The sequence below is a fragment of the Streptomyces brevispora genome (assembly GCF_007829885.1).
GTDB lineage: Bacteria > Actinomycetota > Actinomycetes > Streptomycetales > Streptomycetaceae > Streptomyces > Streptomyces brevispora.
The window spans coordinates 379,723-406,161 of sequence record NZ_VIWW01000002.1 but is presented as its reverse complement, the minus strand read 5'-3'; the positions used below and the strand labels follow the sequence as shown (position 1 = coordinate 406,161).

Below are 26,439 nucleotides of genomic sequence, written 5' to 3'. Positions count from 1 at the left end.
CCCATGTCTGCTGATCTCCAAGGTTCCCGCGCACTGGTGACCGGAGCGGGCCACGGCATCGGCCGTGCCATCGCCGTCGCCCTTGCCGAGGCCGGTGCCGATGTCGCCGTCCACTACCACTCCTCCGCCGACGAGGCCGCGAAGACGGTCTCCGAGATCGAGGCGCTGGGCAGGCGGGCCAAGGCGTTCCAGGCCGATGTGACGGTGACGGGCGAGGTGGACCGCTTCGTCGAGGAAGCGGCCGGATTCCTCGGCGGTCTGGATGTCCTGGTCTGCAACGCGGGCCATCTGATCGGCCGGGCGAAGATCGCCGAGATGTCGGACGATCACTTCGACCAGGTCATCTCGACCAATCTGACCTCGACGTTCCGCACCGTGCGGGCCGCCCTGCCGCATCTGGTCAAGTCGTCGGCCGGGCGCATCATCACCATGTCCTCGCTGGCCGCGCACAACGGCGGCGGCCCCGGCTCGGTCGCCTACGCGGCGGCCAAGGCCGGAGTCGTGGGATTCACCAAGGGCCTCGCCAAGGAGCTGGGCGGCAGCGGTATCACGGTCAACGCCGTGGCGCCCGGCTTCATCAAGGGCACCGCCTTCCACGACACGTTCACCGCGCCCGAGGCGCAGCAGGCGATGGAGGCGGGCATCCCGGTGGGCCGGGCCGGCACTCCGCAGGACGTCGCCTCGGCCGTCGTCCACCTCGCGTCGCCCGCGTCCGGCTTCCTGACCGCCACCACGGTGGACATCGACGGTGGCGTGTGGCCGCGTTGAGGCGGATAGCCCGGGAGCGCGGCGGCTGGTGGCACGCGTACGTGTGCCCGGCTCACGGGATCGAGCTGGATCACGGCGACGTGCTCGCCGGGGTGTTCCCCGAGGGCGGCGCGCGCTGTGCGTACGGCTGCCGGGTCGACAACGAGGCGGTGCGCGGCGCCTGGCTGGTGCTGTCGCACCAGGCGTGGGCGCGGCACCTGCGGGTGCTGGCCCATCGCGGCGAACGCGCCGAGGTGGTGGCGCGGCTCGTCGAGTACGCGGGTCTGTACGAGGAACTGGCCACCGCGCAGCACGGCGAGGCGCAGGGCTGGATGCTGCGTGGCCGGCTCTTCCACCAGGCGCTGACGGACGCGATCTGGGCGGTGAACATCGGCCACGCCGTCATCACCCTCGCCGAGCACGGCACGGACGACCTGGCCGGGGTGCTGCCGCTCCTCGACGCGCTGGAGCGGGCGGCCCTGGACGCCCGGGACGTGCTGACCGGGAAGGGCCAGCTGGCCTCGAACTACACCGCGTGGCTCAATGCCGCGGGGGTGGCCGCCGGTCGCGGCGCAGCCGCGGCGCGCGGGCAGGAGTGGGACGGCGCCGAGGAGTGGCTGGAGGGCGAACACGGCCTCTACGCGCATCTGCGGGTCGCGGTCGCCGAGGACGGCTGGGAGTGGGAGGGCAGCACCTACTACCACGGGTTCGTACTGCGGGCGGCGCTGCTGGCGCTGCGGGGCAGTGATCCGGCGGCTGTTCCGGCCGATGTGGTGGGTGTGCTGGCCGGGATGACGGACGTGCTGGCGACGATCGCGACCCCGGGCGGCATTCTGCCCGCGTTGCACGACGGCCCCTATCTGCGCGGCCCGCTGGCTCTGGAGTGGCTCGAACTGGTGGCACTGGCACAGCAGTTGGTACCGTCCGCCGCGCTGGAAGCGGTGGCCGGGCGGGCCCGTGCCGAGCTGGGCGCCGCGGACGACGGGCTCGACCGGGAGCTGGGCGGCTGGTTCGCCGGACCGGCGCTGCCGGCCCGCCCGGCGCCCGGTGCGCTCACGGTGTTCACCGCTGCGGGTTACGCGGTGCTGCGCGTCGCGGGCATCCACGCGGTGCTGGACTTCGGTCCGCACGGCGGTTCGCACGGTCACCGGGACAAGCTGTCGCTCTATCTCTACGGCGATACGACTCCGTGGCAGCCCGATCCGGGTCAGGTCCCCTACGCCCACGCCGAGTTCCGTGATCTGTACGCGTCGACCGAGGCGCATCCGGCGTTCCGGGTGGACGACGCGGAACAGGCCGAGTGCACAGGAGCGCTGCTCGGCTCGGACGGCCACTCCGTGACCGCCGGGGTGAGCACCGCGTACGAGGGGGTGCGCGCGGTCCGGCGGATCGTGGCGGGCGAAGGCTACCTGGTGGACCTGCTGACCGTGGACGCCGAGGAGTCCCGGCGCATCACCGCGCAGCTACGCCCCGGCACCGCACTGGATGTCCAGGTGCAGAGCACGGGCCCGGTGCGCACCACCTGGTACGGCGACGAGACCCTGCACGGCTGGCACACACACCGTGCCGGGGTACCGGTGCGCCCGGTGAGCACGCCTGGTCCCGGCCCGGCCGACGACCCCCAGCGGGCGCGGACCCGGGTCGACTTCACCGCCGTCACCGACCGGGTCACCTTCGCCTCGGTGTACCAGGCCGCGTCGGCCGGGCCCGCCGTCACGGACGTACGGCTGGAGGACGACGGGCTGACGGTCCGGCTCGCCGACGGCCGTACCGCACGGTTCCGATCGGAGGACTGACCCTTGTTGCTCTCGGCGACCCCGCCGCCCGGACCGCGGCCCGCGCAGGAGGTGCGGCTGTTCGAGGAGGCCGCCCGCCGCCGCGGGCTCACTCCGCCCCGCACGCACCCCACGGCCAGCATCACCTGGCTGGGCCCCGCCGCGTCCAACCCGGCGCTGGCCTACCGGGTCGGCGGCGATCCGGCGCATCTGGCGGAGAGCCGGCGCTGGATCGAGGCCGCGGTGCGGCTGCCCCACTGGGGCAGGGCGCACATGCCGGACCACGACCTGGACGCCGGCTGGCTGCTGCACCACCTGGCCCTCGCCCTCAAGTGGATCGGCGACGACCTGCCGGACGGGGTACGGGCGCTGCTGCGTTACAAGCTGCTGCTCCAGGGGCGGCGGATGTACGAGTTCGCGGTGGCGAGCGAGGGCCGCTGGTGGTCGTCGTCGTACTGGCAGAACCACAACTGGATCTGTTACGCGGGTCTGGCGACGGCGGGGTACGTCCTGGGCAAGGAGGAGTGGACCGAGCGCGCCAGGGACAATCTCGGGACCGTCCTCGATCTGATGCCGCAGGACGGCTCGCACGCGGAGGGGGTCGTGTACTGGCGCTACGGCGTGCCCTTCCTCGCCGTCCACCTGGACCTCCTCCAGGAGGCCGAGGGCATCGACTGGTGGGACCGTGGCGGATTCATGTCCCACACCTTCCGCTACCGGCTGCACCAGACGGCGCCCGGTTTCGCGTTCAACGTCGACCACGGTGACTGCCACGACCGGCGCAGCGGCCACAGCGCCGGTCTCTACTACCGCCTCGGCGCCCGGTACGGAATCCCGGAGGCCCAGTGGATGGGTGATCTGGCGTCGGGCGATCTGCTGTGGCAGGAGGCGGCCGAGAGCGGGGTACGGCCGGGGATCCTGCCGGAGGCCTACCTCGAATACCTCTGGTACGACCCGTCCGTACCGGCGGCCCGGCCCACCGAGACACGGGCGTTCTTCCCGGACCTCGGGCTGCTCGCCGCACGCACGGGCTGGGACGACGACGCCACCCTGGTCTCGTTCAAGGCCAGCCCCGGTGGTGGCCACCGGGCCTGGGAGACCGCCGAGAAGCACCGCGTGGAGCGGGGCTGGGAGACCCTGAACCAGGGGCACCACCACCCCGATTCGGGCTCCTTCGTACTGGTCTCGCAGGGTGCGTTCCTCGCGGTGGACGAGGGCTACAGCAATCGCAAGCGGGCCGCCCATCACAATCTGCTGCTGGTGGACGGGCAGGGGTACGCGGACGAGGACCGGTACCACGTGTACCGCGACATCCCGTACGAGCGGCAGGCCCGGCAGCGCGATGTGCTCGTCTCCCCCGACTGCGGATGGGCGCACGCCACGGCGGAGATCGCCGCGATGTATGACCCGGCGCTCGGGGTGCGGCGGCTGGACCGGACGCTGGTGTTCACCCCGTCGGGGCAACTGGTGCTGCTGGACCTCGCCGAGGCGGAGACGCCACGTGAGTGGACGTTCCTGCTCCAGACCGACCGGCCCACCGAGGCGCTGCCCGACGGCAGTCGGCTGATCCGGTCCGGGGCGGCCTCGGCACGGGTGCGGCAGTTCGCGCCCGCCGACGGCCGGGTCGTCTGCGAGGTCACCGAGGTGGTGGCCAATCCGACGTCCAGCACGCCGGAACTGAGTCTCACCCGGACCCTGCACACGCTGCGTTCGACGACCGCCCGGTCCACGGACGGGCTGTTCCTCACGGCGATCGTCCCGGACACGGGGACGGACGCCCTGGAGGTCCCGTGTGCGCCGGGCCGGGGAGTGACCTTCGGTACGGAGAGCGTGCTGCTCTCCCCCGTCGCCCGGCGGATCCGTACCGACTGCGTCCGCGCCGACGCCGCGGCCGTACTGCTCACCTCGGGCGGCGCCCCCTACGTGGTGGCGGCCACCCGGCTCGAACTGGACGGCGCGGTGCTCCTCGATGTGCCGGAACCGTACACAGGAAAGGTCGGCTGATCATGCGGGCAGCTCTCTCGTCCAGCCGGCCCACGCTGCTGCGACGGCTGGAGTTCGTGGCCTACCCTGCCGCCGCCGGTGCCGCGTTCGTCGTGCTGTCGCTGGGCGTGGTCACCTGGCTGCCCGCGCTCGCCGCGATGGCGCACGGTCTCCAGCGGTGGCGGGCCGAGGGCGACAGCGGTTGCTTCGCCAACACGTTCACGTCCTTCCCTCGGTACTGGCGCGCCCTGTGGCGGCACGGGCTTGCTTCCACGGCGGCGGCGGCCGTCCTGACCGCCAACATCGCTTATCTGCTGGGACGTTCGGAGCCGTGGACGTTCGTGCTGCTCGCCGCCCAGGTCGGCATCGCGGCCGCCCTGGTCATCCACCATGTGGCGCTCGCGGCCGAGCCCGGCCGGGCGCCCGGCGGCGGCGTGCGCGGCTGGACCCGCGGCGCTCTGGCGCTCGGCTTCGGCTCGGCCGCCCGGGGCACGGCCCTGCTCGGTGCGGTGGTCTCCGCCGTACTGCTCTCTCTCGTCGTTCCGCTGGGGCCACTGCTTCTCGGCCCGAGCATCCCCGTACTGCTCGCTCTGTCCTTCGCTGATCCCAGGAGGCACACCCCATGAGCCACGCACTGCGCACCACCCTCGTCGCGGCGCTCGCCGTCGGCGCACCGCTCCTCTTCCCACCGCCCTCGGTGGCCGCGGCCGCCGCCACCGCCTACTACGTGTCGCCGTCCGGCAGCGACACCAACTCCGGTACGTCGGCAGGTTCCCCGTTCGCGACGATCCAGCAGGCCGTCGATCTGGCGCCGACGGGCGCGGTGGTGAACCTCGCCGCCGGCACGTACAAGCAGGATGTCGTGACCAAGCGCGCCGGAGTCACCGTCACGGGTCCGTCGAACGCCGTGGTGAAGGGTGCCGGCGACGCCCGGATCATCCAGGTGCGGCACGACTCGACGACGCTGAGCGGCTTCACCGTGGACGGGCTGCACGGCTCGTCCACCGATGTGTCGGGCTACCGCCTCAAGCTCATATATGTCATGAGCACGACTCCAGGCAACGGTGTGGGTGGTCTGCGCATCACCGATATGACCCTGAAGAACGCAGCGGACGAATGTCTGCGGGTGCGCTATCTGGTGACCGGCGCCGACATCGCCGGCAACACCATCACCAACTGCGGCGTCGCGGACTTCAAGTTCGGCGGCGGCGGAAAGAACGGCGAAGGCATCTACCTCGGCACGGCCCCCGAGCAGCAGGGCGCGAACGGCGCCCCGGACGCGGCCCCCGACATCAGCCGGAACAACCGCATCCACCACAACACGATCGCCACCCAGGGCAACGAGTGCGTCGATGTGAAGGAGAACTCGACCAACAACTACGTCGAGTACAACGACTGCAGCGGTCAGAAGGACTCCGGTTCCGGCGGGCTCGACGCACGCGGCAGCGGCAACATCTTCCGCTACAACACCATTCACCACAACGTCGGCGCGGGCATCCGGCTCGGCGGTGACACCGCGACCGACGGCACCGCCACCAGCGTCTACGGCAACACCATCACGGGCAACGCGGGCGGCGGCATCAAGTTCATGCGCACCCCGCAGGGCCCCGTCTGCACCAACACGATGAGCGGGAACACCGGCGGCGACACGGTGGGCCCCTACGGCAGCGAGTACTCCCCGACCGGTGCGTGCCCGCAGTGAGCGGGCAGGGGCCCGCGAGACGCGGGGTACTGACGGCAGCGGCCGGCCTGGCCGCCGTCGCGGTGGCGGCGCCCGGCGCCCAGGCCGCCGACCGACCGGGCGGCGGTGCCCGCCGCCCCCGCTGGACGACCTCCTGGGCGACCGCGCAGACAGCGCCGACCGAAGCGGATCCGGTGGCGAGCGCCGGGCTGACCGACGGCACGTTCACCGCGAACGTCCGGCTGTCGGCCGGCGGACAGGTCCGGCTGCGCTACGGGCACGCCTTCGGAACGGCGCCCGTACTGATCGGCCCGGTGACCGCGGGCGGCAGGCCCGTGACGTTCGGCGGGCAGCGGCAGGCGTGGCTCGCCGCGGGCGCCTCACTGACCGGTGACGCGGTCGCGGGCCTGCGGGCCGCCGAGGCGTCCCTGCTGACGGTCCGGACCGAACTGCCGGGTCCCACGGGGCCGTTGTCCTTCCACCGCAACACCCATGCCTCCCACGACATCGACGGGGAGCGCACCACTTCGGTGTACCTGCTGACGGGCGTCGAGGTGACAGGCGCGCGCGGGCCTGTGATCGCGGTGCTCGGCGACTCCATCGCGGAGGGCGTCGGCACGCCCGACGACTCCGATCTGCGCTGGCCCGACCAGCTGGCCAGGCGGCTGCCCGGTGCGGCGGTCGCCGATCTCGGGATCAGCGGCAACCGGCTGCTGCTGGACGACGCCCGGTTCGGTCCGGGCGGACAGTCCCGCTTCGACCGCGATGTGCGCTCCCTCCCCGGGCTGCGGACCGTCCTGGTCCACCTCGGCGTCAACGACCTCCAGCAGCCGCCGAGCCAGACCGACCCCGCGCTCGTCCTGGCCGGTTACCGGCAGTTGGTGCTGCGCGCCCGTGACACAGGGCTGCGGGCGGTCGGCGCGACCATCGCCCCGTTCGGGGGCTGGACCCGCTGGACGCCCGAGCTGGAGACGGTGCGGCTGCGGATCAACGCGGCGGTACGCACCGGCCAAGTCTTCGACGCCGTGGCCGACTTCGACGCGGCGCTGCGCGACCCGGACCATCCGGAGCGGCTGCGGCCCGCGTACGACAGCGGCGACGGGCTCCACCCCAACCCTTCCGGCCATGCGGCGCTCGCCGCGGCCGTCGACCGCCGACACCTTCTGTGAGGGCAGCACCCATGAACCCAGGCACCACCCGGGGCACCAACGGCGGCACCTCCCGCCGCACCGTCCTGGCGGGCGCGGCGGCCCTCGGCGCGGCCGCCGCCCTGCCGCTCGTACTCCCGGCGGGCAGCGCGTGGGCCGCCACCGCGGACCCGGTCGACGACGCCGCCTCCCTTCGCACCCGGTGGCACACGCTGCTCACCGGCGGCCCCGGTCTCGACCTGACGGACCCACAGATCGCCGCCGCCGTGGCCAGGATCGGCAAGGCCGCGACGACGTCCGCCAAGGGCCTGGACCCCTCCCGTACCGACGGGCTCTTCCCGGACCTGACCAGCACCACGCTCTCCAACCACGTCACGACGTCGTTCAAGCGGCTCGCCACGGTCGCGACCGCGTGGGCCGTACCCGGTACCCCGCACTACGGCGACACCGCGTTGCGCGATCTGCTGCTGGCCGGCATCGACTGGATGCTGACCAACCGCTACGGCCCCGGCCACACCCGGTTCGACAACGACTGGGACTGGGAGATCGGCTCAGCGCTCGCGCTCAACGACGCGACGGTGCTGCTCCACGACGCCCTCGGCGCCGAGCGGCTCGCCCGGATCACCGCGGCCGTCCGCCACTACACGCCCGACCCGAACCTGTGGCGGGCCGACCGGCAGATCGCGACCGGCGCCAACCGGGTGTGGGTCTCCACCGTCGTCGCGGTGAACGCCGTGCTCCGCGACAGCGGCGAGGACCTGGTCCGCGTCCGTGACGCTCTTTCGGACGTCGAGGGTTCGGGCGCCAACAGCGTCCTCGCCTTCAACGACGCGAGCGCGGCGGCCGAGGGCACGGGCGAGGGCTTCTACTCCGACGGCTCGTTCCTCCAGCACTACAAGCACCCGTACAACGGCGGCTACGGCAAGGAACTGCTCAACAGCTTCTCGCGGCTGCTGAACCTTCTCGCCGGTACGACGTGGACGGTCACCGATCCCGACCTGGACAACGTCCGCGGCTGGGTCGACGAGGGCTTCGACCCGCTGCTGGTACGCGGCGACGTGATGGCGTCGGTGTGCGGGCGCGAGATCGCCCGCCCGAGCAAGCAGAGCCACGTCTCGGCGCAGACGGTCATCGAGGCGGTGGTGCGGCTGATCCCGGGCTTCCCCGGTGAGACCGCCGACCGGTTCACCGCCCTGGTCAAGCAGTGGATCGCCGCGGACACCTACCGGGACTTCCTCGCCGTCACCGACCTCGCCTCGCTGGTCGCCGCCCGACAGGTCATCGCCTCGCCGGTTCCGGCGCGCGGTCCACTGGTCACCCACAAGCAGCACCCCAGGATGGACAAGGCGGCCCACCACCGGCCCTCGTTCGCGCTCGGCATCTCCGCGTACTCGTCCCGGATCTACAACTACGAGTCGATCCAGAACGAGAACCTGCACGCCTGGCACCTCTCCGACGGCATGGTCCTCCTCTACACGGACGACCTCGGCCACTACAGCGAGGACTACTGGCCGACGGTCGACCCGGCGCGGCTCCCCGGCACCACGGTCATAGCGGGCCGGCCCGCCGACGCCGCGGGGCAGCGCACCACCAGCACCGCCGACTGGGCCGGCGGCGCCGCGCTCCCGGGGACGACGCTCGGCGCGTACGGCATGGAACTGCGGGCGTTCGGCAGTTCGCTGCACGGCCTGAAGAGCTGGTTCTGCCTGGACGACGTCATCGCGTGCGTCGGCTCGGGCATCACCGCCGACGCCGGCAGGGCCGAGACAGTCGTGGAGAACCGGAAGCTGCGGGACCCGCGGGCGGCGCTGCTCGTCAACGGCGACGCCGCTCCCGCGGACACCGGCTGGTCGGCGCGGCTGGACGGGGTGCGGTGGCTGCACGTCGCCGGGACCGGCGGCTACGTCTTCCCGGAGCCCGTCACGCTGCACGGCCTGCGCGAGGACCGGACCGCGACCTGGCGTGAGATCAACCTCAAGTACGGCACGGACACCTCCGTCACCCGCCCCTATCTGACGCTGTGGCAGGACCACGGAACCGCGCCGAACGGGGCGGGCTACTTCTGGCTCCAGGCCCCGGCGGCGTCCGCCGAGCGCACGGAGCAGTGGTCCTCAGCGCCGCCGGTGAAACTGGTCGCGGACTCCACCGCCGTGCACGCGGTACGCCGCTGCGCGGACGGACTGCTCGCCGCGAACTTCTGGGCGGCGGGGACCGCGCAGGAACTCACCTCGGACGGTCCCGCCTCGGTCCTGGTCAGGCCCGAGGGCAAGACGGTGACGGTCTCCCTGTCCGACCCGACCCAGCTGCGGTCCTCCGTCGTGCTCGATCTGGCGCTGCGGGGGCTGACCGTGGCCTCCGCCGACCCGGGTGTCAGCACCGCACCGGCCGGCGGCGGCATCCGGATCACCGCCGACACCGCCGGACGGCACGGCGCAACCCTCAACCTCACCCTGAAGAGGAGCTAGACCCTTGCTGTTCGACATGCCACTGGACCGGCTGCGCGACTACCGGCCGGAGCCGGAGGAGCCGGCCGACTTCGACGCCTTCTGGGAGAAGACCCTCGCCGAGACGGCCCGCCATGACCTGGACGCCGAGTTCGTCCCGTACGACGCGGGGTTCGCCACCGTCGACGTCTTCGACGTGACGTTCCGCGGCTGGGGCGGACAGCAGGTGAAGGCGTGGCTGATGCTGCCCAGGGCCCGCTCCGGTCCTCTGCCCGCCGTCGTGCAGTACATCGGGTACAACGGCGGCCGGGGCATCCCGTACTCCTGGCTCACCTGGAGCGCCCTGGGCTACGCGCATCTGGTCATGGACAACCGAGGTCAGGGCGGCGGCGGCAAGAACACCGCCGACACCGTGGACATCGGCCCCGAGGGGAACGGCTCCTCCTCCCCCGGGTTCCTGACCCGGGGCATCGAGGACCCCTACCGGCACTACTACCGCCGGCTGATCACGGACGCGGTGCGGGCCGTCGACGCGGTGAAGTCGCACGACGGCGTGGACGCCTCACGGGTGGCGGTGCTCGGCGGCAGTCAGGGCGGCGGTCTCGCGCTCGCCGTGGCCGGGCTGCGCGACGACGTCGTGGCGACCGTCGCCGATGTGCCGTTCCTCTGCCACTACCGGCGTGCCTCGCAGATCACGGACGCGGGGCCGTACGCGGAGATCGCCCGCTGGCTGTCCGGGCACCGGTTCCGGATCGACGAGGCGATGGAGACCCTGTCCTACTTCGACGGGGTGAACTTCGCGGCGCGGGCCACCGCTCCGGCCTGGTTCTCGGTGGGGCTGATGGACAAGATCTGCCCGTCGTCCACGGTGTTCGCCGCCTACCACCGCTATGCGGGCCCGGCGCAGATCGAGGTGTTCACGTACAACGGCCACGAGGGCGGCGCGGAGTACGACCTGCCGCGCAAGATCGGGGCCCTGCGCGGCGTGTTCGGGCAGTAGCGGTCACGGTCACCGGCCCAGCGCCGCCATCGCGGCGTTGTGGCCGGGGACCCCGCTGACACCACCGCCGCGCACCGCGCCGGCCCCGCACAGCAGGATGTTGGCGTGCGGGGTCTCCACGCCCCAGCGGCCGGTCGTCCCGGTGGCGTACGGGAAGGCGAGGTCCCGGTGGAAGATGTGGCCGCCGGGCAGCCGCAGGTCGTGTTCCAGGTCCAGCGGTGTCCTGGCCTCGATGCAGGGCTCGCCGTTCGCGTCGAGGGCCAGGCAGTCCGCGATCGGCTCCTCCAGATGGGCGTCGAGCTCGGCGAGGGTGGCCTTGAGCAGGGCCGTGCGCGTCGCCTCGTTGTCCGCGGCGAAGAGCCGTGCCGGGGTGTGCAGGCCGAACAGCGTGAGGGTCTGGTAGCCGCGGGCGGCGAGATCCGCGCCGAGGATCGAGGGATCCGTCAGCGAGTGGCAGTAGATCTCGGACGGCGGGGCGGCGGGCAGCCGCCCCGCGGCCGCGTCCCGGTAGGCGTCGGCCAGCTGCCCGTATCCCTCGGCGATGTGGAAGGTACCGGCGAACGCCTCGTGCGGGTCCACGGATCGGTCGCGCAGCCGGGGCAGCCGGGTGAGCAGCATGTTCACCTTCAGCTGGGCTCCCTCGGCGGGTGCCGGCGGCGCGTCCCCGAGGAGCGCGGCCAGTGCCTGGGGCGAGGCGTTCACCAGGACGCGGCGCGCCCCGACGGTCCGCTCCTCGCCGTCCGCCCGTACCGTCACCTCGGCGTGCGTCCCGTCCGTGTCGATACGGATCGCCTCGTGTCCGGTACGGATGTGCGCACCGGCCGCCCGCGCGGCCCCGGCGAGGGCGTCGGTGAGCGCGCCCATGCCGCCGACCGGCACGTCCCAGTCGCCGGTGCCGCCGCCGATGACGTGGTAGAGGAAGCACCGGTTCTGGAGCAGCGAGGGATCGTGCGCGTCGGCGAAGGTGCCGATCAGCGCGTCGGTGAGCACGACGCCGCGTACGAGGTCGTCGTCGAAGTTCTCCTCGACGGCGACGCCGATGGGCTCCTCGAAGAGCATCCGCCAGGCGTCCGCGTCACCGATCCGCGCGCGCAGCGCGTCGCGGGTGGGCAGCGGTTCGGTGAGGGTGGGGAAGACCCGTTCGGCGACCTGCCCGGTGCGACGGTAGAAGCGCTGCCAGGCCTCGTACTCCCGGTCCGATCCGGTGAGCGCGGCGAAGGAGTCACGGGTGCCGTCGCCACCGACGAGCAGCCCGGTGGCGCGACCGTCGCGTACGGCCGGGGTGTACGAGGAGACGGTCCGTTTGCGTACGGCGAAGTCGAGGCCGAGCTCCCGGACGATCTTCCGCGGCAGCAGCGACACCAGGTACGAGTAGCGCGACAACCGGGCGTCGACGCCTGCGAAGGGCCGGGTCGAGACGGCCGCTCCCCCGGTGGTGCCCAGGCGTTCCAGGACCAGGACGGACTGCCCGGCGCGGGCGAGATAGGCGGCGGCGACGAGGCCGTTGTGGCCGCCGCCCACGATGACTGCGTCATAGCTGTCGGGTACGGGCATGGCTCTTGGTAACACGGACGACGGGCCCTGGCCAGAGCCTGTGCCCGGGTGTGCCGGTCAGGACGACGGAATGCCCCGTTGCCGGCGCAGGGCCGCGACCTGCCGGTACAGCTCGACCGCTTCCGTCCCCCGGCCGAGCTGTTCGAGGCAGTGCGCCTCGTCGTTGCGGCTCGCCAGTGCGTCGGGGTGGTCGGCGCCCAGCAGCCGGGTCCGCACCTCGGCGACCCTCCGGTAGACGGTGAGCGCCTCGGCCCAGCGGCCGAGCCAGCCGAGGCCCACCGCGACCTCGCGGCGGCTGACCAGGGTGTCGGCGTGGTCGGCGCCCAGGACTCGTTCGCGGGTGGCGCACACCTCGCGCGATTCGGCCAGCGCCTCCTCCCAGCGGGCCAGCCGGCCCAGGTTGACGCCCAGTCCGTGGCGGGCGCGGAGGGTCTCGGGGTCGGCGGGGCCGCTGACCCGGGTCCGGTCGTCGACGAGCGCCCGGTACAGCTCCAGCGCCTCGGCGCTGCGGCCCAGCCGGCCGAGGCTTATGCCGACCTCGTAGCGGGCCGCGAGGGTGTCGGGGTGGTCGGCGCCCAGCACCTGTGACCGGCCCTGGACGACCTCCTGGTAGGCCTGCAGGGCCTCCGTCCACCGGCCCAGCCGGCCCAGCGTGTAGCCGACCTCGTAGCGGGTGACCAGGGTGTCGGGGTGGTTGGCGCCGAGCAGCCGGGCACGGGCCGCCGCCACGTCGTGGGCCATGCGGTACGAGTCCTCCAGGCGCCCGAGCCTGCTGAGGTTGAACGCCAGGTTGTGGCGGCAGCGCAGGGTGTCGGGGTGATCGGGGCCCATGGAGCGCTCCCGGGAGGCGAGTACGGCGGCGTACACCTGGTGGGCCTCGAAGTGGCGGCCGAGCTGACCCAGTACGTACGCCACCTCCTGGCGGGCCGCGAGGGTCTCCGCGTGGTCGGGGCCCAGCGTCGTTTCGCGGCCCTGGGCGACGCGGTCGAACTCACGCAGCGCGTCTGCGGCGCGCCCGGTGCGGCTGAGGGTGAACCCGACCTCGTAGCGGCTGGAGAGCGTGTCGGGGTGGTCGGGGCCGAGCGCGTGCTCGCGTTCGGCGGCGACCGCCCGGTGGACCTCGCCCGCCTCGTCCCAGTGGCCGAGTCGGCCCAGGTTGAGGCCGGCGCTGTGGCGGCTGGCGAGTATGGCGAGGAGTTCCGGCGAGGGCGTGGGCCGCTCCGCCCCGGCGGGCGGGACGGATCCGGTGCCGGCCCGCGGGTCGGTGCCGGTGGTCCACTCGCCGGTCAGGCCCGCCGAATGGTCGGGCGGCAGGATTCCCGGCGCCGTGGTGCCCGTCGCCTTGATGCCGCTCGTCATGCCGTGGGTCCAGCCGGGCAGCCGCGGTCCGGGACCGGCCCGTCCGCCGGGATGCCCGACGGGGACGGGCGGCGCGAGCAGCACCCGTCCGGTCGGCTCCAGGTGCGGCTGTTCGCCGGTTCGGCCGACGGCGATGCGGCGGCGCAGGTCACCGGCGTCGGCGGGCCGCTGCTCCGGGGTCTTGGCGAGCAGTTCCAGGACGACGCGGTCGAAGAATCCGGGGAGTTCGGCCCGGTGGGTGCGCAGTGGCTCCGGCTGGGTGTCGCGGTGTCCGACGAGGACGCCCCAGGCGTCGTCGAGGTCGAACGGCGGCGCTCCGGTGGCGATCTCGTACAGCACACAGCCCAGCGAGTAGAGGTCGCTGCGGTGGTCGATCTGGCCGCCGCTGATCTGCTCGGGCGACATGTAGTGGGGGGTTCCCATGGCGATGCCGACACCGGTGAGGCGTGAGGTGACGCTGATGTCGTGGCCGAGCCTGGCGATCCCGAAGTCGCAGATCTTCACCGTCCCGTCTGCCAGCCGCATGATGTTGGCGGGCTTGAGATCGCGGTGGACGATGCCCTGCTGGTGGGTGTAGCCGAGGGCGTCGGCGACCTGTTCGGCGATGTCGACGACGTCGTCGACCGGCAGCGGGTGCTGCTCGTTGTCCTCCAGGAGCTGGCTGAGATTGCGGCCGTCCAGAAGCTCCATCACCAGGTAGAGCACGCCCTCGTGCTCGCCGAAGTCGTGGACTACGGTGACGCCCCGGTGCTGGAGCGCGGCCGCGACCCGGGCCTCCCGGCGGAAGCGCTCGCGAAGGATGCGGGTGAAGTCCTGGTCGTGCTGGGGGCCCATCGGCTTGAGGCATTTGACGGCGACCTGACGGCCGAGCGATTCGTCGCGGGCACGCCACACCTCGCCCATGCCGCCGCGCCCGATCAGATCGAGCAGTCGGTACCGGCTCTGGATCAGCCTGGTTTCCGCCATCCCTGATATCGCCCCCGTCACTCCGCCTGCTGTTGCTGCGCCCTCCCCGGCCCGTCCAGTATGGCTGCCTGCCTCTTCAGTTTGTACGGGGTGGGGCGGCTGCCGGGACCCAGGCGTGCCATCGCCTTCAGGATATGGCCCGGCGGGAGCTGTCGGCGCAGCCGCGACGGGATGCCCCGCAGGACGGTTCCGGTGGTGCGCAGACGACGGTCGACGGTGGCCGCCGGCGGCCCGGGTCTGCCGTACAGCTCGTGGGCGTACGGGGGCAGCGACTGGTAGGCGAGGGTTGCGACGTGCCGCCACAGCAGGGCGCGCGCCGGCACGAGCAGGGGGTGGACCGGTGGCCTTCGCAAGAAGTCGTCGACGTCCGACGCATCGGGCGAGAAGGCCAGTTGGGGCCGTACTCGCTCGAAGTAGGCGGCCAGCTGTGCGGTGGTAGCGGGTACGCCTGCCGGGTCGAGGCCGACGAGCCGGGCGCCGCGGCGGTGTTCGTCGATGTACCGGTCGGCCTGTGCGTCGGTGAGCGGGAAGCCGGAGCGCCGTTCGACCTGGAGGTAGGAGTCGGCTTCGGCGCAGTGGACCCAGAGCAGCAGTTCGGGGTCGTCGACGCCGTACGTCTCGCCGGTGCGCGGGTCGTTGGCCTTGAGGAGCCGGTGGATCCTGCGGACCCGGGCGCCCGCCTTCTCGGCGGCCTCGGTGGTGCCGTAGGTGATGGTCCCGACGAAGTCGGCCGTGCGCATCAGCCGGCCCCAGGCGTCCTTGCGGAAATCGGAGTTCTGCATGACGCCGCGCACCGCGCGCGGGTGCAGCGCCTGGAGGTACAGGGCGCGCACCCCCGCGACCCACATCATCGGGTCGCCGTGCATCTGCCAGGTGACCGATTCGGGCCCGAAGAGCCCGGGGTCGGCTTCCGTCATGTCGTCCTGCCTCCCGCTCGACCATCCGCCCCACGCCGTCGCGTCCTACCGCGCACCGCCCTCCGTACGGCTCACGGCCCGCGCCAGACGTTGGCGAACGCCGCGTTCTCGATGGACCTCCGTTGGCGTACGGCCTCCAGCTCCATCCCCGCGTCGTGGACGATGGCCACGACGGTCGTCACCGCCTCGTCGTCGAAGCCGGGCTCCTCGCCGGGGTCTTCGCCGTCGATGCCCACGACGGCGGCGAGTGCGGCCAGGACGGGTTCCCGCTCCGCCCAGCGGCCGGCCGCCCGGCGGCGCGCGGGTGTGTCGGCCGGTTCCACGCGCTGCGAGCCGAAGGACAGCCGGCCGCCGCGCTTCGGCGCCAGCTCACCGGCCTGCTCCAGGGCGCTCTGGTACGCGGCCGAGAGGTCCCGGCCTCGGCGCCACAGCCAGTCCTCGATCCGCTCGTAGGGCTCCTGGCGGACGAGCGCCGCCGCGGCCTCGCCCATGAGCTGGTCGTCCGGCGCCGGGGACGCTCCCGGCACGATGCGGTCGCCGTCGACGGCGACCGCCTCCGCCATGGACTCGCGAGGCAACATTGCGGTAGTTGAACGTCACCACCAAGGTGGCGATCCCGAAGACCAGACGCCATCCAACCTCTGACCAAGCGCTCATCAGCTCTCCCCGCAGACAACCGATGCCCAGTATGCAGAATCCGGACTGTCCCAGCTCTCCCGAACTCAGTCGCACCGCCCGGTCTCTCTTGACGAACCCCTGGGGGCACTCCCTCAGCGCCGAACTCGGGGCATCCCGAGGCCTATCCAGGAGATGATCTCCCGCTGGATCTCGTTGTTCCCCCCGCCGAACGTGAAGATCACGGCGGAGCGGTATCCGCGTTCCAGTTCGCCGTGCAGGACGGCGCCTGCCGAGCCCTCCTTGAGCGGGCCGGCCGAGCCGACGACCTCCATGAGCCAGGCGTAGGCGTCGCGGCGCGCCTCGGAGCCGTAGACCTTGACGGCGGAGGCGTCGTGCGGGGTGAGGGTGTTGTGCTGGACGGCGGACACCATCTGCCAGTTGAGCAGCTTCATGGCGTCGAGGCGGGTGTGGGTGCGGGCGAGGCGGGCGCGCACCCAGCCGAGGTCGATGACGCGGCGGCCGTCAGCGAGCCTGGTGTCGGCGGCCCAGCGGCGGACGTTGTGCAGGGCGCGGATGGCCATGGTGCCGTGGGCGGCCAGCGTGACGCGTTCGTGGTTGAGCTGGTTGGTGATGAGCCGCCAGCCCTTGTTCTCCTCGCCGACCCGGTGGGAGACGGGGACGCGGATGTTCTCGTAGTAGCTGGCGGTGGTGTCGTGGGAGGCGAGAGTGTTGATCAGCGTGCAGGAGTAGCCCGGGTCGGATGTCGGGACCAGGAGCATGGTGATGCCCTTGTGCGGCGGGGCGTCCGGGTCGGTGCGGGCGGCGAGCCAGACCCAGTCGGCGGTGTCGCCGTTGGTCGTCCAGATCTTCTGCCCGTTGACGACGTACGTGTCGCCGTCGCGAACCGCCCGGGTCTTCAGGGCGGCGAGGTCGGTGCCCGCGTCGGGTTCGCTGTAGCCGATCGCGAAGTCGATCTCCCCGGCGAGGACCTTGGGCAGGAAGTAGGCCTTCTGCTCATCGGTGCCGAACTGCATGATCGTCGGACCGACGGTGTTGAGGGCCATCAGCGGCAGCGGTACGCCGGCCTGCGCGGCCTCGTCGAAGAAGATGAACTGTTCCATCGGCGACAGGCCGCGCCCGCCGTACTCCGTGGGCCAGCCGACGCCGAGCCAGCCGTCGGCGCCCAGGCGTCGGATGGTCTCCCGGTAGAAGCGCTTCTGCGCCATGGGGTCGGCGTAACGGGCGTAGGCGTTGTCGGGGACCAGAGCGGCGAAGTACGTGCGCAGTTCGGCGCGCAACTGCTGCTGCTCAGGCGTGTATTCGAGGTGCACGGCCCCTCCAGGAGTCTCGCGGTCGCGTCGCCCGTGTGCGGCGGCGCACACAGTAGAACGCGTTGCAAGAATCCGGAAGGGGCACGCGGCCCCCGGACGGCCGGTGTCAGCGCTTGACGGCGCGCAGCACCACGAACTTGGGGTCGCCCGCCACCGTGGTGCAGTTGCCGAACGTCCGGCGCAGCTGGGTGTGGTAACCGAGATGCCGGTTGCCCACGACCCACAGCTCGCCGCCCTGGCGCAGCGCGGCCCGCGCGCCGTGGAACATGTTCCGGGCGGTCGCGTCCGTGGTGGCCTGGTGGGAGTGGAACGGCGGATTGTTGAGGATCAGGTCGACGCTCGCGGGCGCGGTGCCGGCCATTCCGTCGCCGACGACGAAACGGGCCTCGGCGTCGGCGCCGGCATTGGCGCGGAAGGTCGCCTCGGCCGAGGCGACCGCCTGATACGACTCATCGATGAAAGTGAGCGCGGCCTCGGGGTTCGCGAGCGCGGCGGCCAGTCCGAGGACCCCGTTCCCGCAGCCGAGGTCGACGACCCGCTCGGCGCCGCTACGCCCGGGCAGGTGCTTCAGGAAGAAGCGGGTGCCGATGTCGAGCCGCTCCGCGCAGAAGATCCCGGCGTGGTTGACGACGGTCCGCCCGGCGACGGCCCCGACGTCGGCGGGCAGCTCGTACCGGTGGGGCCAGGGGCTGGGGGTGCGGGCCGGGGCCGGTTCCGGTGTGCAGTGGATGAGCCGGGCCTTCTTGACCGCGAGCGAGGTGCGGGTGGGGCCGATGATCCGCTCGAACAGCTTGAGGGTGGAGGTGTGGATCTCCTTCACCATCCCGGTGCCGACGACCACGGTGCCGGAGTGGACGGCGGGCGCGAGCCGGTGCAGCTGGTCCTCCAGGAGCGCGAGGCTCTTGGGCACCCGTACGAGCAGGACGTCGATCCGGTCCGGCGGGGCGTCGCGCGCCGACAGCAGGCGTACGGCGTCCGCGCCGGCCCCGTTGCGTTCCAGGTTCGCCGCGGTCGCCCGCTGCGCGAGGTAGGAGTCGGTGATCTGTACGGGACGGTGGCCGGCCAGGACCGTGCTCAGTGCGCCCCAGCGGTCGCCGACCACGACGACGCTGCCGGACAGGTCGACCGGTTCGGCTCCGTCGATCCCGTCCAGGTGCCGCAGCAGGTATTCGTCGGCCGCGTCCCAGGCACGGAAGGGGTCGCGGGGGTCCTCGGGGAATCGGGCGAGGTCGTAACCGGCCCCTGACGTCGTCAAACGGTTCATTGTGCGTTCAGGCTAACCGAGCAGCGGGATACACCCGCACACTTCCGGCCGCCGCGGCGGTGAGGAGCGACCGCACTCCCCCGCCGCGACACGGAACAACGGCTACGGCAGCCGCTTGTCGAGGGCCGCCCGGCCCTCACTCGCCAGCCTGCGCCGCGCCCACTCGAGAGTGTGCGGCGTCAGGTCCCGCCCGGAGGCGAGCACCAGGTCCTCGGGCGACGGATCGTCGGTCGCTCCGGTGTGCAAGAGGCTGTCGGGGGTCACTCCCCGCCTTACGGATACGGATTCGGGCTCGTCGCTCATGCCGCCTCCTCGTCCTTGCGGCAATTCTCGCCCCGCACCGACGGGAGCGCATCCGATGCCCTGCCGCAACGTCCGGCCACCCCGGAACCGACCCCTCACTTGACCTGCACATGATAGGTACGCAGCGTTCACACCTGGGCAACGTTGCGTGTGGAAGGCTCCCGCTGACCACGTACCCCACGACCACCGCGGAGCCGCCCCCACCCTGCGTCGGCGCCGCGGTGCACGTAGTTTCCGGAGAGGACACCCCACATGTCCCGTCGTCACCTTCCCTACCGGCGCCCTCTGCTGGCCACGCTCGCCGCCTTCGCTGCGCTCACCGGCACTGCAGCGGCCGCACCGGCCGACACCCCGCGGGCCCCGGCGGCCGCCGCCACCTCGCTCGGCGCGCTGGACGACACGTACTACCAGGGCGCGCTCGGCAAGACCGGCACCGCGCTCAAGGGCGCCCTGCACACAATCATCAGCGACCAGTCCAAGCTCACCTACAGCCAGGTCTGGGACGCGCTCAAGGCCACGGACCAGGACCCGTCGAACTCCTCGAACGTGATCCTTCTCTACTCCGGCCGCTCCGAGCCCAAGAGCGACAACGGCGGCGGCGTCGGCCAGTGGAACCGTGAGCACGTCTGGGCCAAGTCCCACGGCGACTTCGGCACGGCCACCGGCCCGGGCACCGATATCCACCATCTGCGCCCGGCGGACGTGTCGGTCAACTCCATCCGCGGCAACAAGGACTTCGACAGCGGCGGCAGCCAGGTGAGCGGGGCTCCCGGCAACTACACGGACAGCGACTCCTTCGAACCGCGCGACGCCGTCAAGGGCGACGTCGCTCGCATGATCCTCTACATGGCGGTGCGGTACGAGGGCGACGACTCCTTCGCCGATCTCGAACCCAACGACCAGGTGTCGAACGGCTCCGCACCGCACATCGGCCGGCTCTCCGTACTGAAGGCGTGGAGCCAGGAGGACCCGCCGGACACCTTCGAGAAGCGGCGCAACGACGTCATATTCAACCAGTACCAGCACAACCGGAACCCGTTCATAGACCACCCCGAGTGGGTGGGCGCCATCTGGTAGCCCCCTCGGATCTCCGTCCGGCCGGTGCTGACGGGCGTGGCCGTCGCCGCGGCGGCCGCCCCGCTCACCCGGGTGGCGACGTCGCCGGCCTGATGGTGACGGGGCCGGGCGGCCGCCGCTTCGGCGGCCACGCCACCGGAAGTCCGGGCCGGCGGTACTGGTCCGGTACATGGCGGTGACCCTGCTCGTGGTGCCGGTCGCCGCGCCCATGCAGTGCGGCTCAGCCGCCCGGTTCCCTGATGCACCAGGCGACCGCCTCCTCACGGGTGGCGAAGCACCACGGAGCCACGACTTCGTCGCCCGGTTCCCGGAGCCGGCCGGCCGGGTCGACCACCGCGGTGCGCCGGCCGCCGGCCGTGAGCCCGGCGAATCCGCTGCGCAGCATCGCACGGGCCACGGTGCCGACGTCCGTCACCCGGAGCAGGTCCAGGACCACGGCGACGGCCTCCCGCGAGTCCGCCTCGTCCAGGGCGTACAGCACCCGCTCCGCCGCGGTGAAGTCCAGAGCGCCCTGGGCCGCGACGACCGCCACCCGCTCGCGCCGGGCGCGCTCCCGCTCCGCCTTCGGCGCGGAGGGCAGGTCGTCGGCGGTGGTGACCAGGGTGACGGTGGACCCCGCCGGGGCCGGATTGTGCATGAGGTGCAGGCCGAGCCGTTCCGACAGCGCTCCGATCGCCCGGTGGCCGCGTACGGAGGTCCCGGTCGGGTCGAGGAGTGGGCTGTACGACGCCAGGCCGAACCGGGCGGGTCCCGCCGCGATCAGGCCGCCGGACACCCCGCTCTTGGCCGGCAGCCCCACTCGGAGCAGCCAGTCCCCCGAGGCGTCGTACATCCCGCAGGTCGCCATCACGGCCAGCACCCGGACGGCAACGGGTTCCGTGACCACCGTGTCCCCGGTGAGCGGGTTGACGCCGCCGTTCGCCAGGGTCGCCGCCATCGCGGCGAGGTCCATTGCCGTGACCCGTACCGAGCACTGGCGGAAGTACGTCTCCACCGCCGCCACCGGGTCCACGGGCAGCGGTCCTGTGCTGCGGATCAGATAGGCCAGGGCGCGATTGCGGTCCCCCGCGACCACCTCGGAGAAGTACACCTGCTCGTCGACGTCCAGCATCCGCCCTGCGAACCGGCTCAGACAGTCGAGGATGCGCCCGAATCGCGGAGCGCCGGGAGTGTCGGGGATCAGGGCGGTCGTGAGGATGGCGCCCGCGTTGACCATGGGGTTGTCCGGCCGTCCGGTGCCCAGTTCCAGGCTGATGGCGTTGAACGCCTCGCCGCTGGGCTCGGCGTTCACCCAGCGGGACACCTCGTCGATTCCCAGGACGGACAGGGCCAGGGCGTAGACGAACGGTTTCGACACGGACTGGATGGTGAACGGGACACCGGCGTCCCCCGCGCCGTACCGGTGACCGTCCATGCTGATCAGGGCCAGCCCGAAGGCTTCGGGGTCGACGAGGGCCAACTGCGGTATGTAGTCGGCGAGTTCACCGTCGTCGATCCCGGCGAACCGGGAGTGGAGGTCACGCAGTGCGTCCGTGACCGCGTCAGTGGCGGCGTTCACCGTGGTCCCGACCGTCAGCCGCGCTCGGCCTGGACGATGCGCGGGAACGTCTTGACACCCGCGGCCTTGCGGCTGTTGGCATGCTGACTGACCATACGGCCGGGCGGGGCGTCGGCGAAGCCGAGCACCACGGAGTCCAGGGCCTTGCCGGAGGAGTCGACGAAATCCACCCGGACCGCGTAGAAGGCCGCCTTGTCGGTGGGGTTGGTCACCCGGACGAGGGCGCTGCGGAACTGTTCGGAGGGCTCCACCGCGAGGCCGCTGACGGAGACGTCCCCGATCGCGTTGCCCTTCCCTTTCACGCCCTTGAGCGTCGCGACGGCCTTCTGCCGGTTGCGCTCCGCCTCGGCGGAGACCGAGGCCGCGAAGTCCTCGTGGGAGCGTTGGCTCTGGGAGGCTTTCGGGGACACGGCCGGTTCCTCGGACACCGTACGGGTGCTTCTGGCCGTGCCCGGCGAGGAGGTGTCGGAACTACCGCAGGCGGCGGTACCGGCGACGATCACCGCGGCCAGTACGGCGGGGGGCAGGCTGCGGGCTGCACGGCGGCCGAGGGCGCGCCGCAAGGGGCTGGGCTGGTTCACGGACTCTCCGTCTGCTCGGAATTACGAAAGGAGTACGAAGGGAGTACGAAGGAAAGGGGCACGAAGGAACAGGCGAGGCGTTCGGCGGGAGGGCGCCGACGCCGGGCGCCCTCCCGAGGGGTCATGCCTCGTCCTCTCCGAAGATGTCGCGGAGCCGGGCCTCGCTACCGGTGTCCAGATTGCTGTGGAGCAGCTCGGCGCCGCCGCCCGGGAACGCCGCGCTGATGCGGTCGGGCACCTCGTTCATGGTGAGGAGGAACAGCGCCGAAGTTCCCGGCGTGACCTTCTCCTTGACCTCGGCGATGAACTCGTCGTCGATGCCGACATCGGCCAGCTTTCCGCCGAGCGCCCCGGCCGCCGCACCGATGGCGGCGCCCAGCAGCGGCATCAGAAAGATCAGACCGAAGAGCATTCCCCAGAACGTGCCGCTCAGCGCACCCGCGCCGACCAGGTTGAGCAGCTGCTTCGTCCGCGGCTTCGACCGGTCCGCGGGCCAGCTCACCACCGCGGCGTCCAGGATCTTGATCAGCCCCTCCTTCTGAAGGGAGATCAGTGTCGCCTCCACCGTCTCCGCGCCTTCGGCGGACTGGAACTTCCACACAGTGGGCGTGGACATCGCGCGTACCTCCTGGACCGGGATCACCAATTCGCCCATATTATGATCAAACGGTATGAATTGACTCGTCGAATCACCCGCTTCGCACGGCAGCACGCCAAATCCCCGGGAGGGAACAGATGGACACGGACGCACTGACCGCCGGTCTCCTGCAGGAGCTCCGGGCGACCAAGCCCTATCCCGCCCTGTCCCTGACCATGCCGACGCACCGCCGCGCACCGGACAACGCCCAGGACGCCGTCCGGCTGCGCAATCTGGTAGCCGCCGCGGGCAGCCGGCTCGATGCCGACCCCAAGGTCGACCGCGAGGTCCGGACCGCCATCAAGCAGCAACTCGACCGGGCGGTAGCCGAGGTCGATCCGCGCCGGGCCCTGGACGCGCTGGTCATCCTCGCGACGGCGGACGAGTACCAGATCTGGCAACTCCCCCGCACAGCACCCGAACGAGTGGTGCTCAGCGACACCTACCTGACCCGCAACCTGGTCGCGGCGAAGGCCCAGGCCCAGCCGTTCTGGGCACTCACCGTCTCCGCCGACCACGCGTCGCTGTTCAGCGGCACGGCCGAGACCGCGCACGAGGAGCACATCGGCGGCTTCCCGCTGACGGCTCCGCGCGAGGCACCCAACCCACAGCGCGAGGAGCGGATCGGCGACACCCCGAGCACCTTCAGCGACGAGGAGACCCGCCAGTTCCTGCGCACGGTGGACGAGAAGCTGCGCGGGGTCCTGGCCACGGACCCGCGCCCGCTGTACCTGGTCGGCCTCGCCCCCGCACTCGCACTGCTGGACGACGTCGGTGAGAGCACCTTGGCCGCGGCCGGGCGGGTCACCAAGGGCGCGCCCGCCGACACGACGCCCAGCGATCTGCTCACCGAGTTGCAGCCCGCGCTGGAGGCCAGGCAGAAGCGTTTCACCGCGGAGATCGACGGCAAGCTGGACGAGGCACGCGGCCGTCGGGCCTTCGCCGGTGGTCTCGACGAGGTGTGGGCCGCCGTGCGGGAGGCGCGTGCCGGGCTGGTGGCGGTGGAGGAGCACTACCAGCAGACGGTCCGGGTCGCCCAGGAGCACCTGGAGCCGGTGACCGGGGACGCCGTGGACCTCGCGGACGAGAAGGTCCGCGAGGACATCGTCGACGAGCTGGTCGAGGCGGCGCTGGACAGCGGGGCCGACGTGGTGTTCGTCGCGGACGACTCGCTGAAGGAGCACGGGCGGATCGCGGCGACGCTGCGCTACTGAGCCCATCGCGGCGACCCGGCACCGTTTGCCACAGGGTGGGCGCGGCAGGGGCCCGGACGGATGCATCGGAGGCATCCGTCCGGGCCCCTGCCGCGCGTGGCCTCGGCGCCTGCGGTCAGCGCGGCTCCGGTCCGTACCAGACCGTCGTGGCGTTGCAGAACTCGCGGATGCCGTGTCCGGCGAGCTCACGGCCGTAGCCGGAGCGCTTCACCCCGCCGAACGGCAGCGCGGGGTGCGACGCCGTCATCCCGTTGAAGAAGACCCCGCCCGCCTCCAGATCGCGCACGCAGCGCCGGCTCTGCTCGGCGTCGCGGGTCCATACGTTGGAACTGAGCCCGAAGGGGGTGTCGTTGGCGAGCTCCACCGCCTCGTCGAGGCTGTTCACCCGGTACAGGGTGGCGACGGGACCGAAGGTCTCCTCGTGGTGGATCCGCATGGTGGGCGTGATGCCGGTGAGCACGGTCGGGGCGTAGAACCAGCCATGCTCCAGACCGCCGCTCAGGCCCTCGGGCCGGCCGCCGCCGCACAGGACGCCCGCGCCCTGCCGTACGGCGTCGTCGACGAGTTCCTCCAGGTCGGTGCGGCCCTGCTCACTGGCGAGCGGGCCGACGTCGGTGGACTCCTCCAGCGGGTCACCGACGGTCAGGTCGCGCATGCCCACGGTGAAGCGTTCGGCGAACTCCTCGTACACCTCGGTGTGCACGATGAACCGCTTGGCGGCGATGCAGGACTGCCCGTTGTTCTGGACCCGGGCGGTGACGGCGGTGCGGGCGGCCCTGGCGACGTCGGCCGAGGGCAGGACGAGAAACGGGTCGCTGCCGCCCAGCTCCAGAACGGTCCGCTTCACCTCGTCGCCCGCTACGGCGGCGACCGCGCGGCCGGCCGGTTCGCTGCCGGTCAGCGTGGCCGCGGCCACCCGGCGGTCGCGCAGGATCGCCTCGACCGCTCCGGAGCCCACCAGCAGGGTCTGGAAGCAGCCGGCCGGGAATCCGGCCCTGCGGAACAGATCCCCCAGGTAGAGCGCGGTCTGCGGCACGTTCGACGCGTGCTTCAGCAGCCCCGTGTTGCCCGCCATGAGAGCGGGCGCCGCGAACCGTACGACCTGCCAGAGCGGGAAGTTCCACGGCATCACGGCGAGCACGGTGCCCAGCGGGCGGTAGTGGACGTAGGCGCGGGAGGCACCGGAGTCCTCGACGTCGGCGGGCGAGGGGTGCTCGTCGGCGAGGAGTCCCTCGGCGTGGGCCGCGTACCAGCGCATGGCCTTCGCGCACTTCGCGGCCTCCGCGCGGGCCGCCTTGACCGGTTTACCCATCTCCAGGGTCATGGTGCGGGCGATGTCCTGCCGGTCCTCGTCGAGGAGGTCCGCGGCCCGGTTCATCAGACGGGACCGTTCGCCGAACCGGGTGGTGCGGTACTCCCGGAAGGTGCTGTCAGCCGCGGCGAGCCGCCGCTCGATCTCGTCCGCTCCCAGGGCGTCGAACGTCCTGAGCGTCTCGCCGTTCGCGGGGTTCACCGTCGCGATGGGCATGACTGTGGCCTCCTTGCCTAGGTACTTCGACGCCTCGGTACTTCGACCGTGCCGCGCCGAGCACGGTGGTGCAACGCGGGCCCCCACACACACACTCCCTCCCGTCGCGGTCCAGGAATGCGATGCGCATGCCTGGACCGCGACGGGAGGGAGGACTACGGGGACAGAGAGGCGTCGGGTACGGGGTACGGGGCGGCAGCCGAAGGGCCGCACGGCTCCGCTCCGTGCCGCGCGCCTCAGACGAGGGCGGGGGTGTGGGTGTGGTCGTCGGTCCGGGCGGGCGTGGCCGCGGGGAAGTCCGTGACCACGGCCGGCGGACGGCGGAACTCGCGCACTCCGGGCAGCGGCGGAAGCGGCACCCGTTCGATGTGCTGCGGCTCCTGTGCGTACCGGGTGAACCAGACGACCTTGCCCTCGGTGGTCCGACAGGTGCCCCAGCTGTCGCTGAGGGCCATCACCCGGCTGAGGCCGCCGCCCTCGTGGAGCAGCCGCGGCATCTCGGCGCCGTTGTCGGCGACGGAGACCGTGAGGTGCCGGCCGGACCAGCGGATTTCGAGGACACAGGTGTTGTCGTCACCGACGTGCCGCTGGACGTTGGTCAGCAGCTCCTCCACAGCACGGCACACGGGCCGGATGTGAAGTTCGAGACTCCAGTGGCGCAGATGCGCGGCGACGATCCGCCGCAGCTGGGAAACGCGCTCTGTCGAAACCTGGAGTTCGACCAGATAGTGCCGGTCGAGTGGAACGGTCATCG

The 26,439-nt window shown here is 72.0% G+C and carries 22 protein-coding genes; 10 read left to right on the top strand and 12 right to left on the bottom strand.

Annotated elements, in window-relative coordinates:
• Positions 1-3 precede the first annotated feature (3 nt).
• From FHX80_RS31305 to FHX80_RS31270, 8 genes are read left to right on the top strand one after another with little or no spacing between them, the layout of a single operon-like run.
• Entirely contained in the window at positions 4-768 is a 765-nt protein-coding gene (locus tag FHX80_RS31305; protein ID WP_145767863.1) for an SDR family NAD(P)-dependent oxidoreductase, read from the top strand.
• On the top strand, positions 756-2,543 hold the full coding sequence (locus FHX80_RS31300; RefSeq protein WP_244318702.1) for a heparinase II/III domain-containing protein: 1,788 nt from the start codon (positions 756-758) through the stop codon (positions 2,541-2,543). Before FHX80_RS31305 ends, FHX80_RS31300 begins: the two co-directional genes overlap by 13 nt.
• Positions 2,544-2,546: 3 nt before the next feature.
• Positions 2,547-4,526: a hypothetical protein gene (locus FHX80_RS31295; protein ID WP_145767862.1), complete on the top strand. Its 1,980-nt coding sequence runs from the start codon at positions 2,547-2,549 to the stop codon at positions 4,524-4,526.
• A gap of 2 nt (positions 4,527-4,528) precedes the next feature.
• The gene (locus FHX80_RS31290; protein ID WP_145767861.1) at positions 4,529-5,131 is read left to right on the top strand and encodes a YesL family protein; all 603 of its coding nucleotides are present in this window, start codon (positions 4,529-4,531) and stop codon (positions 5,129-5,131) included.
• On the top strand, positions 5,128-6,207 hold the full coding sequence (locus tag FHX80_RS31285; RefSeq protein ID WP_145767860.1) for a DUF1565 domain-containing protein: 1,080 nt from the start codon (positions 5,128-5,130) through the stop codon (positions 6,205-6,207). The genes FHX80_RS31290 and FHX80_RS31285 overlap by 4 nt, the downstream gene beginning before the upstream one ends.
• Positions 6,204-7,355 (top strand): GDSL-type esterase/lipase family protein, encoded by a 1,152-nt coding sequence (locus FHX80_RS31280; RefSeq protein WP_145768138.1) that lies wholly within the window; start codon positions 6,204-6,206, stop codon positions 7,353-7,355. Before FHX80_RS31285 ends, FHX80_RS31280 begins: the two co-directional genes overlap by 4 nt.
• 11 nt (positions 7,356-7,366) lie before the next feature.
• The gene (locus FHX80_RS31275; RefSeq protein ID WP_145767859.1) at positions 7,367-9,799 is read left to right on the top strand and encodes a polysaccharide lyase 8 family protein; all 2,433 of its coding nucleotides are present in this window, start codon (positions 7,367-7,369) and stop codon (positions 9,797-9,799) included.
• Between the two features lie 4 nt (positions 9,800-9,803).
• Complete coding sequence (locus FHX80_RS31270; RefSeq protein WP_145767858.1) at positions 9,804-10,778, top strand: acetylxylan esterase; 975 nt, start codon at positions 9,804-9,806, stop codon at positions 10,776-10,778.
• A 9-nt stretch (positions 10,779-10,787) separates the two neighbouring features.
• Here the strand turns inward: FHX80_RS31270 and FHX80_RS31265 are convergent, their stop codons facing one another.
• The 7 genes from FHX80_RS31265 to FHX80_RS31235 form a co-directional block, all read right to left on the bottom strand.
• The gene (locus FHX80_RS31265) at positions 10,788-12,332 is read right to left on the bottom strand and encodes a phytoene desaturase family protein (protein ID WP_145767857.1); all 1,545 of its coding nucleotides are present in this window, start codon (positions 12,330-12,332) and stop codon (positions 10,788-10,790) included.
• 57 nt (positions 12,333-12,389) lie between these two features.
• Positions 12,390-14,657 carry a serine/threonine-protein kinase gene (locus FHX80_RS31260; RefSeq protein ID WP_145767856.1) on the bottom strand — a complete coding sequence of 756 codons (2,268 nt, stop codon included), beginning with the start codon at positions 14,655-14,657 and terminating at the stop codon, positions 12,390-12,392.
• Positions 14,658-14,674: 17 nt separating this feature from the next.
• The gene (locus FHX80_RS31255) at positions 14,675-15,574 is read right to left on the bottom strand and encodes an oxygenase MpaB family protein (protein WP_145767855.1); all 900 of its coding nucleotides are present in this window, start codon (positions 15,572-15,574) and stop codon (positions 14,675-14,677) included.
• A gap of 71 nt (positions 15,575-15,645) precedes the next feature.
• Complete coding sequence (locus tag FHX80_RS31250) at positions 15,646-16,155, bottom strand: GPP34 family phosphoprotein (RefSeq protein WP_145767854.1); 510 nt, start codon at positions 16,153-16,155, stop codon at positions 15,646-15,648.
• 189 nt (positions 16,156-16,344) lie between these two features.
• Positions 16,345-17,523, bottom strand: coding sequence for an acyl-CoA dehydrogenase family protein (locus tag FHX80_RS31245; RefSeq protein WP_145767853.1), 1,179 nt, complete (start codon positions 17,521-17,523; stop codon positions 16,345-16,347).
• A gap of 106 nt (positions 17,524-17,629) precedes the next feature.
• Positions 17,630-18,787 (bottom strand): methyltransferase, encoded by a 1,158-nt coding sequence (locus FHX80_RS31240; protein ID WP_145767852.1) that lies wholly within the window; start codon positions 18,785-18,787, stop codon positions 17,630-17,632.
• Between the two features lie 102 nt (positions 18,788-18,889).
• A complete protein-coding gene (locus tag FHX80_RS31235) occupies positions 18,890-19,090 on the bottom strand; it encodes a hypothetical protein (RefSeq protein ID WP_145767851.1) in 201 nt (66 codons plus the stop codon).
• Between the two features lie 252 nt (positions 19,091-19,342).
• Here FHX80_RS31235 and FHX80_RS31230 point away from each other — a divergent pair, with 252 nt between their 5' ends.
• A complete protein-coding gene (locus FHX80_RS31230; protein ID WP_145767850.1) occupies positions 19,343-20,167 on the top strand; it encodes an endonuclease I family protein in 825 nt (274 codons plus the stop codon).
• A gap of 220 nt (positions 20,168-20,387) precedes the next feature.
• Here FHX80_RS31230 and glsA read toward each other — a convergent pair whose 3' ends face one another.
• The 3 genes from glsA to FHX80_RS31215 all read right to left on the bottom strand — a co-directional run bounded on the left by glsA (position 20,388) and on the right by FHX80_RS31215 (position 22,922).
• Positions 20,388-21,725: a glutaminase A gene (gene glsA / locus FHX80_RS31225; protein ID WP_145767849.1), complete on the bottom strand. Its 1,338-nt coding sequence runs from the start codon at positions 21,723-21,725 to the stop codon at positions 20,388-20,390.
• 14 nt (positions 21,726-21,739) lie between these two features.
• Positions 21,740-22,306, bottom strand: coding sequence for a hypothetical protein (locus FHX80_RS31220; RefSeq protein WP_145767848.1), 567 nt, complete (start codon positions 22,304-22,306; stop codon positions 21,740-21,742).
• A gap of 121 nt (positions 22,307-22,427) precedes the next feature.
• Positions 22,428-22,922 carry a DUF1269 domain-containing protein gene (locus FHX80_RS31215; RefSeq protein WP_145767847.1) on the bottom strand — a complete coding sequence of 165 codons (495 nt, stop codon included), beginning with the start codon at positions 22,920-22,922 and terminating at the stop codon, positions 22,428-22,430.
• Between the two features lie 119 nt (positions 22,923-23,041).
• On the opposite strand from FHX80_RS31215, the gene FHX80_RS31210 reads away from it, so the two are divergent.
• Complete coding sequence (locus tag FHX80_RS31210; protein ID WP_145767846.1) at positions 23,042-24,157, top strand: baeRF3 domain-containing protein; 1,116 nt, start codon at positions 23,042-23,044, stop codon at positions 24,155-24,157.
• A gap of 115 nt (positions 24,158-24,272) precedes the next feature.
• Here the strand turns inward: FHX80_RS31210 and FHX80_RS31205 are convergent, their stop codons facing one another.
• Both FHX80_RS31205 and FHX80_RS31200 read right to left on the bottom strand, forming a co-directional pair.
• The gene (locus tag FHX80_RS31205; protein ID WP_145767845.1) at positions 24,273-25,685 is read right to left on the bottom strand and encodes an NADP-dependent succinic semialdehyde dehydrogenase; all 1,413 of its coding nucleotides are present in this window, start codon (positions 25,683-25,685) and stop codon (positions 24,273-24,275) included.
• Between the two features lie 236 nt (positions 25,686-25,921).
• Positions 25,922-26,437, bottom strand: coding sequence for an ATP-binding protein (locus FHX80_RS31200; protein WP_244318700.1), 516 nt, complete (start codon positions 26,435-26,437; stop codon positions 25,922-25,924).
• Between the last annotated feature and the right edge of the window lie 2 nt (positions 26,438-26,439).